Annotated in this window: 15 protein-coding genes; 7 read left to right on the plus strand and 8 right to left on the minus strand. The window is 72.0% G+C overall.

Annotated elements, in window-relative coordinates; all coding sequences use genetic code 11:
- Positions 1-220: 220 nt before the first annotated feature.
- Positions 221-919, plus strand: a complete 699-nt coding sequence (locus tag OO68_RS24735; RefSeq protein ID WP_280922532.1) for an O-methyltransferase — start codon at positions 221-223, stop codon at positions 917-919.
- Between the two features lie 118 nt (positions 920-1,037).
- Here the strand turns inward: OO68_RS24735 and OO68_RS44335 are convergent, their stop codons facing one another.
- On the minus strand, positions 1,038-1,205 hold the full coding sequence (locus OO68_RS44335; protein WP_003966491.1) for a DUF3117 domain-containing protein: 168 nt from the start codon (positions 1,203-1,205) through the stop codon (positions 1,038-1,040).
- 154 nt (positions 1,206-1,359) lie between these two features.
- Positions 1,360-1,524, minus strand: a complete 165-nt coding sequence (locus tag OO68_RS46330; RefSeq protein WP_157852749.1) for a hypothetical protein — start codon at positions 1,522-1,524, stop codon at positions 1,360-1,362.
- Between the two features lie 59 nt (positions 1,525-1,583).
- On the opposite strand from OO68_RS46330, the gene chcB reads away from it, so the two are divergent.
- Positions 1,584-2,393, plus strand: coding sequence for a 2-cyclohexenylcarbonyl CoA isomerase (chcB, locus tag OO68_RS24740; protein ID WP_450270655.1), 810 nt, complete (start codon positions 1,584-1,586; stop codon positions 2,391-2,393).
- Between the two features lie 17 nt (positions 2,394-2,410).
- Here chcB and OO68_RS24745 read toward each other — a convergent pair whose 3' ends face one another.
- Positions 2,411-2,998, minus strand: a complete 588-nt coding sequence (locus OO68_RS24745) for a DNA-3-methyladenine glycosylase I (RefSeq protein ID WP_033311078.1) — start codon at positions 2,996-2,998, stop codon at positions 2,411-2,413.
- Entirely contained in the window at positions 2,995-3,384 is a 390-nt protein-coding gene (locus OO68_RS24750) for a DivIVA domain-containing protein (protein ID WP_063739334.1), read from the minus strand. The genes OO68_RS24745 and OO68_RS24750 overlap by 4 nt, the downstream gene beginning before the upstream one ends.
- A 144-nt stretch (positions 3,385-3,528) precedes the next feature.
- Between OO68_RS24750 and folP the strand changes: the two genes are divergently transcribed.
- Positions 3,529-4,389 (plus strand): dihydropteroate synthase, encoded by an 861-nt coding sequence (gene folP, locus OO68_RS24755; RefSeq protein ID WP_033311082.1) that lies wholly within the window; start codon positions 3,529-3,531, stop codon positions 4,387-4,389.
- A gap of 130 nt (positions 4,390-4,519) precedes the next feature.
- On the opposite strand, the gene OO68_RS24760 is transcribed toward folP, so the two are convergent.
- On the minus strand, positions 4,520-5,278 hold the full coding sequence (locus OO68_RS24760; protein ID WP_033311084.1) for an LOG family protein: 759 nt from the start codon (positions 5,276-5,278) through the stop codon (positions 4,520-4,522).
- Positions 5,279-5,397: 119 nt separating this feature from the next.
- The gene (gene dapE, locus OO68_RS24765) at positions 5,398-6,477 is read right to left on the minus strand and encodes a succinyl-diaminopimelate desuccinylase (protein ID WP_033311086.1); all 1,080 of its coding nucleotides are present in this window, start codon (positions 6,475-6,477) and stop codon (positions 5,398-5,400) included.
- An 85-nt stretch (positions 6,478-6,562) separates the two neighbouring features.
- On the opposite strand from dapE, the gene OO68_RS24770 reads away from it, so the two are divergent.
- Positions 6,563-7,543, plus strand: a complete 981-nt coding sequence (locus tag OO68_RS24770) for a heavy metal transporter (protein WP_439332896.1) — start codon at positions 6,563-6,565, stop codon at positions 7,541-7,543.
- A 338-nt stretch (positions 7,544-7,881) separates the two neighbouring features.
- Positions 7,882-8,328, plus strand: coding sequence for a hypothetical protein (locus OO68_RS24775; protein ID WP_033311090.1), 447 nt, complete (start codon positions 7,882-7,884; stop codon positions 8,326-8,328).
- Positions 8,329-8,401: 73 nt separating this feature from the next.
- Here OO68_RS24775 and OO68_RS24780 read toward each other — a convergent pair whose 3' ends face one another.
- Positions 8,402-9,493: a bifunctional succinyldiaminopimelate transaminase/glutamate-prephenate aminotransferase gene (locus tag OO68_RS24780; protein WP_033311092.1), complete on the minus strand. Its 1,092-nt coding sequence runs from the start codon at positions 9,491-9,493 to the stop codon at positions 8,402-8,404.
- A 121-nt stretch (positions 9,494-9,614) separates the two neighbouring features.
- On the minus strand, positions 9,615-9,935 hold the full coding sequence (gene fdxA, locus OO68_RS24785; protein WP_003973842.1) for a ferredoxin: 321 nt from the start codon (positions 9,933-9,935) through the stop codon (positions 9,615-9,617).
- Positions 9,936-10,075: 140 nt separating this feature from the next.
- Here fdxA and OO68_RS24790 point away from each other — a divergent pair, with 140 nt between their 5' ends.
- Positions 10,076-11,092, plus strand: a complete 1,017-nt coding sequence (locus OO68_RS24790) for a GNAT family N-acetyltransferase (RefSeq protein ID WP_033311095.1) — start codon at positions 10,076-10,078, stop codon at positions 11,090-11,092.
- 30 nt (positions 11,093-11,122) lie between these two features.
- On the plus strand, positions 11,123-11,974 hold the full coding sequence (locus tag OO68_RS24795; RefSeq protein ID WP_033311097.1) for a transglutaminase family protein: 852 nt from the start codon (positions 11,123-11,125) through the stop codon (positions 11,972-11,974).
- The last annotated feature ends 24 nt before the right edge of the window (positions 11,975-11,998 follow it).

Genomic DNA, 11,998 nt, shown 5'->3' on the forward strand with positions numbered 1-11,998 from the left:
CACCTCCCCTGTCAGCTCTGGTGGTGTCCAGTGGAGCCCCTACCATAGCCACCTCGCCCGTTAGGACCGGATAAGCGGTTTTACGAGAATTTGATCTGGGCTGATACGCCTCGTACTGCTGCGTCGGCACGTGCACGACGTCCTGCTTCACGTCCTGATCCACCGCCCGCCCCCCGTCCCGGCCCGCGCCACTTGCTCATCCCTTTAAACGACCGGTCCCATCTGCGGGTTCCCGTGCCCAACGGATACAGTCACGCCCAGGCATTCACGGGGACAGGAGAGGGTCATTACCGGCAACCGGCAGACGAGCTGGGCGTTCGCCGACGCCTATGTCGCCGAGGGCGAAGCGCTGCACTGGGCCCGGGACCGGGCCCGTGAGGCAGGGCTGCGCTCGGTGACGCCCGGCACGGGCGCCGCACTGCGGTTGCTGGCCGCGTCCGTCGACGCCAAGGCCGTCGCGGAGATCGGGACCGGCTGCGGCGTCTCCGGGATCCACCTCCTGCACGGTATGCGGCCCGACGGTGTTCTGACGACCGTGGACCCGGAGCCGGAGCACCAGCAGTTCGCCCGCCAGGCCTTCCGCGCCTGCGGCTTCGCCAGCAACCGGGCCCGCTTCATCCCGGGCCGCGCCCTGGACGTGCTGCCCCGCCTCGCGGACGCCGGTTACGACCTGGTCTTCTGCGACGGTGACCGCCTGGAGGTCATGGACTACCTCGCTGAATCGTTGCGTCTGCTGCGCACCGGCGGGCTGGTCGTGTTCGAGGGCGCCTTCGCGAACGGCCGGACGGTGGACTCCGGTCCGCAGCCCACGGAGGTGCTGCGGCTGCGTGAGCTGCTGCGCGCGGTGCGCGAGAGCCAGGAGCTGGTGCCGTCACTGCTGCCGGTGGGCGACGGGCTGCTGTGCGCGGTGAAACGCTGACCGGACGGCACGTTAGCGGAGCCGGAGCCGGGGCAGGCGAGTGTCATCGGTGAGAAAACAGCCGCCCCGGCATCACGGGTGATGCCGGGGCAACTGAAAGGGTATGGTCGCTTGCGCGTCAGCCGACGACCTTCTTGAGGGCGTCGCCCAGCGCGTCGGCCTCGTCCGGGGTCAGCTCGACGACGAGCCGACCGCCGCCTTCGAGCGGAACGCGCATGACGATGCCCCGCCCCTCCTTGGTCACCTCGAGCGGGCCATCACCCGTCCGCGGCTTCATGGCCGCCATGCTCGTTCCCCTTCCTGAAACCCAGCTCATCGTCAAAGCCGACGGCCCCTGAGAAGGGCACACGTGCGGTTCCTTGTGGCAGGACACGCGACACCGGCATCGAACACATTGCTTCCAGGCCATTATCCCGCATCTCAGGACCCGATGACCAACATCAGTAGGCATCGCTTGGGCAACGCACGCGAGCAAAACCACTCAATTCGGCGATGAAACTGCGATACTCCGCCGCCGCACACACATCCGCCGAACCGATCCGGACGAGAATTCTTTGACGCAGGTCACACGTCCGGTCCGGTTCCCCGTCCGCGATCTCCGTCATGCTGTCCTGCAGACCCGGGACGTACCGGCCGGTACGTCCCGATCCGCGACTCGGAGGGGATACGCATGACCGACACCGTGCTCTACGAGGTGAGCGACGGACTCGCGACGATCACGCTGAACCGCCCGGAGGCGATGAACGCGCTGAACGTGGCGGCCAAGGTCGCCCTGCGGGAGGCGGTCGAGTCGGCGGCGGGCGACGGCGCCGTACGGGCGGTGCTGCTGACGGCCGCCGGTGACCGGGCGTTCTGCGTCGGACAGGACCTCAAGGAGCACATCGGGCTGCTGGTCCAGGACCGGGAGACCGGCTCGGGGCAGACCATGAGCACGGTCCGGGAGCACTACAACCCGATCGTGCGGGCGCTGGCCGGGGCGGCCAAGCCGGTCGTCGCCGCGGTGAACGGGGTGGCGGCCGGGGCGGGCTTCGGCTTCGCGCTCGCCGCTGACTACCGGATCGTGGCGGACACGGCGGCGTTCAACACCTCGTTCGCCGGGGTGGCGCTGACCGCCGACTCGGGGATCTCCTGGACGCTGCCGCGGGTGATCGGCCCGGGCCGGGCCGCCGACCTGCTGCTCTTCCCGCGGAGCATCAGCGCGCAGGAGGCGTACGAGCTGGGCATCGCCAACCGGCTGGTGCCGGCCGGTGACCTGCGGGCGGAGGCCGAGAAGGTGGCGCGGGCGCTGGCCGAGGGGCCGACGGTGGCGTACGCGGCGCTCAAGGAATCGGTGGCGTTCGGGCTGACGCACTCCTTGGAGGAGGCCCTGGAGAAGGAGGACGAGCTGCAGACCCGGGCCGGCTCCTCCGAGGACCACGCGATCGCGGTGCAGGCCTTCGTCAACAAGGAGAAGCCGAAGTACCTGGGGCGTTGAAGCTCGTCCCGCGCCCCTTACCCGCCCCTTCGGGCGACGCAGGTCTCCAGGTGATCGTCCACCAGGCCGCACGCCTGCATCAGCGCGTACGCCGTCGTCGGGCCCACGAAGCGCAGGCCCCGCTTCTTCAGGGCCTTGGACAGGGCCGTCGACTCGGGGGTGACGGGCGGGACGTCGGAGAGGGTCCTCGGGGCCGGGCGGCCGGCCGGGTCGGGGGCGTGGGACCAGACCAGCGCGTCCAGTTCGCCCGGGGACCACTCCGTCAGCGCCCGCGCGTTGGCGAGGGTCGCGTCGATCTTGGCGCGGTTGCGGATGATGCCGGCGTCGGCCAGGAGGCGCTCGCGGTCGTCGTCGGTGAAGGCGGCGACCGAGGCGATCTTGAAGTCGGCGAACGCGGCGCGGAAGCCGGGGCGGCGGCGCAGGATCGTGATCCAGGACAGGCCGGACTGGAAGGCCTCCAGGCTGAGGCGCTCGAAGAGCGCGTCGTCGCCGTGGACCGGGCGGCCCCACTCCTCGTCGTGGTACGCCACGTACTCCGGGGCGGACAGGGCCCAGGGGCAGCGCAGCGCGCCGTCCGGGCCGGCCAGGGCGGCGCCGTCGCTCACGGCCGGTCTTCCTTCCCGGGGGCGGGCTTGTCCATGGACACGTGGTTCTCCCCGGAGGCGTGCACCGGTCCGTGGCCGGAGCCGGACCGGGCTCCGGCCAGGGCCGACTCCAGGTCGGCGATGCGGGCGTCGCGCTCGGCGAGCTCGGCGCCGAGGCGGCTGAGGGCGTCGTCCACGTCCGCCATGCGGTAGCCGCGGGCGGCGAGCGGGAAGCGCAGGCCCTCCACGTCCGCGCGGTCGACCGGGCGGTCCGGGGGCAGCGGGTCCCGCAGCCGCTCGGGGGCGGCCTCGGGCAGCGGGCCGTTCTCGCCGCCGCCCACCACGGCCAGCGTCACCGCGGCGACCACGACGGCGAGCGCGACGACCAGGAACAGGAACATAACCATCGCGGGGCCCCCACGGTCGGATGGATCGGACTCTTCGGAAGTCCTCCGAGTCGGATGCTGTCAGGCTCCGATCGTGCCATGAGCGTCCGGCGGTTAGGGTCGCAGGCGGCGGAAGACGGCACGTACCAGGAAAGGTCACAGGGGATGCTCAGGCTGGGCAGGCGGGAATTCGGGACGCACGAGCCGGTGATCATGGCGATCGTGAACCGCACCCCTGACTCCTTCTACGACCGGGGCGCCACCTTCCGCGACGAGCCGGCCCTCGCGCGCGTGGAGCAGGCCGTGGCCGAGGGCGCCGCGATCATCGACATCGGCGGGGTCAAGGCCGGGCCGGGCGAGGAGGTCACGGCCGAGGAGGAGGCCCGCCGGACGGTCGGGTTCGTGGCGGAGGTGCGGCGGCGGTTCCCGGACGTGGTCATCAGCGTGGACACCTGGCGGGCCGAGGTCGGCGAGGCGGTGTGCGAGGCCGGGGCCGATCTGCTGAACGACGCGTGGGGCGGGGTCGATCCGGGGCTGGCGGAGGTGGCCGCGCGGTACCGGGTGGGCCTGGTGTGCACGCACGCGGGCGGGGCGGAGCCGCGGACGCGGCCGCACCGGATCGCGTACGACGATGTCATGGCGGACATCCTGGACGTGACCGTCGGGCTGGCCGAGCGGGCGCTCGCGCTGGGGGTGCCGCGGGAGTCGATCATGATCGACCCGGGGCATGACTTCGGGAAGAACACGCGGCACAGCCTGGAGGCGACGCGGCGGCTGGACGAGATGGTCGCCACGGGGTGGCCGGTGCTGGTGTCGCTGTCCAACAAGGACTTCGTGGGCGAGACGCTGGACCGGCCCGTGAAGGAACGGGTCGTGGGGACGTTGGCGACGACGGCGGTGTCCGCGTGGCTGGGGGCGCAGGTGTACCGGGTGCACGAGGTCGCCGAGACGCGGCAGGTGCTGGAGATGGTCTCGGCGATCGCGGGGCATCGAGGTCCTGCCGTTGCCCGGCGCGGGTTGGCCTGACCGAGGTACCAGGGGGCTCCGCCCCCTGGACCCCCGGACCTATGCCCACCCGCCGCCCGAATCGGTCGGACAAGAAGCCCGGCTCGACCGCCCGAAGCGGTCCGGCAGGAGGCCGGGCTCGAAAAGACCCCTACCTGCCCGCCTCCTTCGACACCAACGCCACCGCCTCGTCCACGTCGTCCGTCACGTGGAACAGCAGCAGGTCCTTCTCCCCCGCCTTGCCCTGGGCGATCACCGTGTCGCGCAGCCAGGTCACCAGGCCGCCCCAGTAGTCGGTGCCGAAGAGGACGATCGGGAACCGGGTGACCTTCTGGGTCTGGACCAGTGTGAGGGCCTCGAAGAGCTCGTCGAGGGTGCCGAGGCCGCCGGGCAGGACCACGAAGCCCTGCGCGTACTTCACGAACATCATCTTGCGCACGAAGAAGTAGCGGAAGTTCAGACCGATGTCGACGTACGGGTTCAGTCCCTGCTCGAACGGCAGCTCGATGCCGAGGCCGACCGAGATGCCCTTCGCCTCCAGGGCGCCCTTGTTGGCCGCCTCCATCGCGCCCGGGCCGCCGCCCGTGATGACGGCGAAGCCCGCGTCCACCAGGCCCCGGCCCAGCCGGACGCCCGCCGCGTACTCGGGTGAGTCCGCCGGGGTCCGGGCCGAGCCGAACACGCTGATCGCGGGCGGGAGTTCGGCGAGCGTGCCGAAGCCCTCGATGAACTCCGACTGGATGCGCAGCACGCGCCAGGGGTCGGTGTGGACCCAGTCGGAGGGGGCCCGCTCGTCCAGCAGCCGCTGGTCGGTCGTGCTGGCCTGCACCTGGTCCCGCCGCTGGAGGACCGGGCCCAGGCGCTTCTCCTCCGGCGGCTGCTTCTTCCCCTCGGGGTTGCCGGTCGCCATGTGCGCTCCCTCCGTCGTGCCTGTCTTTCCACCTCAGCGTAGATCTACGCGGGTTACGAACGAGGGACGTGAGCATGTCCGCGATGAAGCGCCGTAAACACGACGGCGCCCCGGTGGGGTCAGGCGGTCAGCCAGTTCCTCAGGCGCTCCTCGCCCGCGAGGATCTTGGCGATCTCCACCCGCTCGTCCCGCTTGTGCGCCAAGTGGGGATTTCCGGGGCCGTAGTTGACCGCCGGGACGCCGAGCGCCGAGAAGCGGGAGACGTCCGTCCAGCCGTACTTCGGCATCGGGGTGCCGCCGACCGCCTCGATGAAGGCCTTCGCCGCGGGATGGGACAGACCGGGCATCGCCGCGCCGCTGTGGTCGACGACCTCGAACTCCTCGACCCCGCAGTCCGCGAAGACCTCCCGGACGTGGGCGACGGCCTCCTCGGGCGTGCGGTCGGGCGCGTAGCGGAAGTTGACGGTGACGACGCACTCGTCGGGGATGACGTTGCCGGCCACTCCCCCGCCGATGCCGACCGCGTTCAGGCCCTCGCGGTACTCCAGGCCGTCGATGACCGGCCAGCGGGGTTCGTAGGAGGCCAGGCGGGCGAGGATCGGGGCCGCGGCGTGGATGGCGTTGGAGCCCATCCAGCCGCGCGCCGAGTGGGCCCGCTCGCCCGTGGTCTTCAGCAGCACCCGCAGCGTGCCCTGGCAGCCGCCCTCGACCTGGCCGTCCGACGGCTCCAGCAGCACCGCGAAATCGCCCTCCAGCCACTCCGGGTGCGTCTCGGAGACGTGCTTGAGGCCGTTCAGCTCGGCGGCGACCTCCTCGTTGTCGTAGAAAACGAAGGTCAGGTCGCGATTGGGGGCCGGGACCGTGGCCGCGATGCGCAGCTGGACCGCGACGCCCGACTTCATGTCGCAGGTGCCGCAGCCCCACAGGACGCCGTCCTCGTCGAGCCGGGAGGGGACGTTGTCCGCGATAGGGACGGTGTCGATGTGCCCGGCCAGGATCACCCGCTCGGAGCGCCCGAGGTTCGTGCGGGCGACGACGTTGTTGCCGTACCGGTCGACCGTCAGGTGGGGCAGGGCGCGCAGTGCCGTCTCGATCGCGTCGGCGAGGGGCTTCTCGGTGCCGCTCTCGGAACGGAAGTCGACGAGCCGGGCGGTGAGCTCCGCGGCGTCCAGCGTGAGGTCAAGCGAGGTGTCGGCCATGCCGTCGACCCTAACGCGCCAGACACCGGCCTCACTGTCCACACCCGGCACATGCCACTCCGTACTCTCCAGTACCTTGTACCGCGTGCCAGAGCAGTCCTCTCCCAAGCGCCGTGGCCGCCTCTTCCGATGCGGAGCCGCCTTCATGGCCCTGCTCGCGGTCGCCGGGTACCTCGTCGTGCAGTACGTCACCGGGGGCTCGGGCGGACCGGGCTGCAAGGTCGTCTCCGGCAAGGGCGACGGGGCGTCGTACGAGTTCACGCCCGAGCAGGGGGTGAACGCCGCCACCATCACCGCCGTGGGGACCGCGCGCGGTCTGCCCGAGCGGGCCGTGACCATCGCGCTCGCGACCGCGCTGCAAGAGTCGGCCCTGCGTAACATCAAGTACGGCGACCGGGACTCCCTCGGCCTGTTCCAGCAGCGGCCCTCGCAGGGCTGGGGCACGCCGAAGGAGATCATGGACCCGGCGTACTCGGCCGGTGAGTTCTACGACCACCTGGTCAAGGTGCCCGGCTACACCCGGCTGCCGCTCACCGTCGCCGCGCAGCGCGTGCAGCGCAGCGGTTTCCCGCAGGCCTACGCCAAGCACGAGCCGGACGCCGCGCTGCTCGCCGCGGCCCTCACCGGGCAGTCCGCGGCCACACTGACCTGCGAGGGCCGCCCGGCCGCCACCCGGGCCTCGGGCCCCGACGGGGTGCGTGCCGCGCTCGTGCGGGACTTCGGACGGGACGTGCTGGAACCGGCCGGTGCCGCGGTGGGCGGCTCCCCGGCGGCCACGCGGACGCCGTCCCCGAGCGCGCCGGACGGCTCCGGCGGACGCACCGTCACGCTCCCGGTGAGCGCCGACACGCCCTCCGCCGGCGGGCGGAGCATGGACCAGCGCGGCTGGCAGCTGGCGCACTGGGCCGTGGCCAACGCCTCCGGGCTGCACATCGCGCGCGTCACCTACGCGGGGCGGGAGTGGGTCGCCGGAAACACCGTGGGCGCATGGCGCAGCGCCGCGGAGAAGGGCACCGCGGGCGCCGAACGCGACGCGGACGCTGTCCGTATTGTCACGATGCGCTAGATCGCGCAAGGGTACGGGAACTCACCCTTCGGGTGAGCCGTGCGGCTTGGTTCCGACGGTGTGCGCAGGTTTTCGTGTCCTCACCCGGACGCCCCGAAAACCCTTGGGCACCCAGGGCTGTATGGATTCGGCGGGCTCTCGGGCGGCGACCTTTTTCGTCCGCTGCTCGCAGCCGCCCAGGCGACGCATTGCCAACTCTTTACGTTGCGGCGCCGCAACTTTCGGGGGTTTCAAGCGGTAGTCACTGCGTCCGAGCCGGGGCGATCACAGCCAGTCGATCAACTCCCGGTGCCGTTCGGACGCTTTACGAACCTGTTCTCTCCCGTCGAAGGAGCACCATGTCCCTCCCCCTGACCCGCCGGATCGCCCGTGCCGCGCTGATCGTCGCTGCGGGAGCGGCTGCCGGGGTCGGTGCGGCCGGCTCCGCCAGTGCAGCCCCCGAGCTGCCTGCCAACCCGAACCTCGGCGGGCTGACCGCCGTGGACGGTGCGAACGTCGGCAGGACCGTCGACAGCGCGGCGACGGACGCCACCAAGACCGCGGGTGACACCGGCAGCAAGACCGTCAAGAAGGCGGTGCCGGCCGCGGGCAAGCTCGGCGGCAAGACGGTCAAGAAGGCCACGCCCGTCGCCCAGAAGGTGGCCGGTGAGGCGGCGGGCTCCGCCGGGCAGCTCGTCGGCGAGGCCGCTGGTTCGGCCAAGGGCGGTCTGCCGACGGACTCCGTGGCGAAGGGTGGCGTTCCGTCCACCGGCAACCTGGCGCCGAAGGGCCTGCCGATCGGCTGACGCCGAGGGCGACGGCGAAGGGGTCCAGGGAGCTTCCCTGGACCCCTTTGGTACGCGCTCACCGCGGCGGCGGTCACAGACGCCGTACCGCCGCGGCCACCCTCTCGTCCGTCGCCGTCAGCGCCACGCGGACGAACTCCGCGCCCGCCGGGCCGTAGAAGTCGCCCGGTGCGACGAGGATGCCGCGTTTCGCGAGGTGGTCGACCGTGTCCCAGCAGGATTCGCCCCGGGTGGCCCACAGGTAGAGGCTGGCCTCGCTGTGCTCGATGCGGAAGCCGTGGGTGACCAGGGCCTCGCGCAGCAGCTCGCGACGGGACGCGTAGCGCTCGCGCTGGACGCGGACGTGCTCGTCGTCGCCGAGGGCCGCGATCACCGCCGCCTGCGTCGGAGCCGACGTCATCATGCCGCCGTGCTTGCGGATCTCCAGGAGCGGACCGAGGACCGCCGGGTCACCGGCCAGGAAGGCCGCGCGGTAGCCGGCGAGGTTCGAGCGCTTGGAGAGGGAGTGGACGGAGACGATGCCGTCGTACGAGCCGCCGTTGACGTCCGGGTGCAGCACCGAGACCGGGTCGGCCTCCCAGCCCAGCTCCAGGTAGCACTCGTCGGAGACGAGCAGGATGCCGTGCGAGCGGGCCCAGGCGACGATCCGGGTCAGCTCCTCCTTGGACAGGACCTTGCCCGTGGGGTTCGACGGGGAGTTCAGCCAGAGCAGCTTCAGGCCCTCGGGGTCCAGCTCCGTGGGGTCGTCGTAGGCCTCGTACTCCGCGCGCGCCAGCCGGGCGCCGACCTCGTACGTCGGGTAGGCCAGGCGCGGGTAGGCCACCCGGTCGCCGGGGCCGAGGCCCAGCTGGGTGGGGAGCCAGGCGACGAGTTCCTTGGAGCCGACGATCGGCAGCACGTGGCGGTGGGTGACCTGCCGGGCGCCGAGACGGCGCTCGACCCAGCCGGTGATCGCGTCGCGCAGCTCGGGCGTGCCCCACACGGTCGGATAGCCCGGCGAGTCGGCCGCGGCCACCAGCGCTTTCTGGATCAGCTCGGGTACCGGGTCGACCGGGGTGCCGACGGACAGGTCGACGATGCCGTCCGGATGGGCGGCGGCCGTGGCCTTGTACGGGGTCAGCTTGTCCCAGGGGAAGGTGGGGAGGCGGTCGGAGACTGCGGACACGGGTTCTGGCTCACTTTCTCGTACGTACGAGCCGGTTACGGCAAACGCCTCGGCCCCGTACGGCGATCAGCGGGGTGATCGGGCCGTACGGGACCGAGGCGGCACGGAGTGCGGGCCGCTCTTACTGGTTCTGCGGCGGCAGCGCGGCGACGAAGGGGTGGTCGCGCTCGATCAGCCCCAGCTTGCTGGCTCCGCCGGGCGAACCGAGCTCGTCGAAGAACTCGACGTTCGCCTTGTAGTAGTCCTTCCACTCCTCGGGAGTGTCGTCCTCGTAGAAGATCGCCTCGACCGGGCAGACCGGCTCACAGGCACCACAGTCGACGCATTCGTCCGGGTGGATGTACAAGGACCGCTGGCCCTCGTAGATGCAGTCGACCGGGCACTCCTCGATGCACGCCTTGTCCTTGACGTCGACACAAGGCTGCGCGATGACGTAGGTCACGCTGTCGTTCCTCCTCGATAGGGCGCTGGCGGGCCTCCTCAGGCTCCGCCGCCTGGCGCGCGGGAGCGCGGCGTCGTCGATGCCCGCCCCTAGTATCTCCGTTCCTGGGCATGATCCGAACAGGAGGGGTGAACTGACCTGTGGAAATCTCTGCCGCCGGGCGCCTTGAGGTCCGCATCACCGCTGCTGACGTGGGCAAACGGGTCTCCGTCCGGAGCTTGATCGAACATGGCGCCCCGGGTGAGAAGTTCACCGATACGGTCGGTGTTCTCACATCATGGGACAACGGTGTGCTGCTGATCACACGCAAGAGCGGTGAGAGCGTCCGCATCGCGGAATCCGCGCTGGTCGCGGGCAAGGCCGTGCCCGCCGCACCGGCGCGTCGCCGCGGTCCGGCCGCCTCCTACGAGGAGCTGGCCCGGGTCGCCGCGCGGGCCTGGCGGCCCGTGGAGAGCGAGCGGCTCGGCGCGTGGGAGCTGCGGGCCGCGTCCGGGTTCACCCGGCGGGCCAACTCGGTGCTGCCGCTGGGCGCGCCGGACCTGCCCCTGGACGAGGCCCTGGACGCCGTGCGGCGCTGGTACGGCGAGCGCGGGCTGCCCGCCTACGTCCAGACCGCGACCGGCGCCGAGGGCACGCAGGAGCTGCTCTGCGCGGAGCTGGAGCGGCGGGGCTGGGTGCGGGAGGTGACCGCCGAGCTGTGGACCGGGCCGCTGGCGCCGATCGCCGACCGGGGTGACCCGGCGGGAGTCGCGCTGTCCCGCGAGGCCGGTGAGGGGTGGCTGGCCCGGTACCAGCGCAAGGGCGTGAGCGAGGTGGCGCTGCGGGTGCTCTCGGGCGGGCCGTCGGTGTGGTTCGCGACCGTCCCGGGGGCGGTTGAGGGGGCGCCTCCGGCCGCCATCGGGCGGTGTGTCGTCGACGGGCGGTGGGCCGGGTTCGCCGCCGTCGAGGTCGATCCGGCGCTGCGACGGCAGGGGCTCGGTACGGCCGTGATGGCCGCGCTGGCCCGGCAGGCGCTCGACGAGGGTGCCTCGGCCGCATGGCTCCAGGTCGAGGCCGACAACGCGGGAGCGCGGGCGCTGTACGCCGGGATGGGCTTCGCCCCGCACCACGCCTACCACCACTACCGGGCGCCGGACGCCCACGGCACCGGCCGGTAACCGATCGTCGTGAGAGGGCACGAGCCAGATATGCGTCCCCCGTACCCCCCGTCCCCCGAACGGTCCGCCGAGCTGCGGCGGCGGTTCGCCGAAGAGGCCCGGTCCGAGCGGCCCGATCTGTCGACGCTGTGCCTGCTGGTGGGCGCGGAGGCGGACGGGGAGCTGGACGAGGCGGGCCTGGACGCCGCGCAGGTGGAACTGGACCGGCTGGCCGGGCTGCTGCCGTTCCGGCCCGGGGGTCCGCGGGCGTGGGCGGTGGCCCTGCGCGAGCTGCTCGGTGAGCGGATGGGGTTCCACGGCACGCCGGGCGACTACCAGCGGCTGGAGTCCTCACTGCTGCACGAGGTGCTGGTGCGGCGCAGGGGGCTGCCGATCCTGCTGTCCGTGGTGTGGATGGAGGTGGCCCGGCGGGCCGGGGCGCCGGTGTACGGGGTGGCCCTGCCGGGGCATTTCGTGGTCGGGTTCGGGCCGGACGAGGGGCAGGTGCTGGCGGATCCGTTCGACGGCGGGCGGGTGCTGTCGGGAGCGGACGCCGAGTTGCTGGTGGTCGGGGCCACGGGGACGGGGGTCGATCCGTCGATGCTGCGGCCGGCGGATCCGCTGGATGTGGTGCTGCGGATCCTGAACAACGTGCGGGCGTGGGCCGCGGCCCGGCCCGAGCGGTCGGACGTGGCGTTGTGGGCGGTGGAGTTGTCGTTGCTGCTGCCGTCGCATCCGGCGCGGTTGCGGTACGAGCGGGCGCAGTTGCTCGTGCAGCGGGGGGAGTTCGTGGCGGGGGCCGTGGAGTTGGAGGCCTATGCGGAGGTCGTCTCGGCGGTGGACGAGGGGGCCGCGGAGCGGGTGCGGGGGGAGGCCTTGGCGGCCAGGGCGATGTTGAACTGACCTCTCGCCGTAGGGCTGCGCGTG

Origin of the sequence: Streptomyces iakyrus (assembly GCF_000717055.1) — a bacterium.
Classification (GTDB): Bacteria; Actinomycetota; Actinomycetes; order Streptomycetales; family Streptomycetaceae; genus Streptomyces; species Streptomyces iakyrus.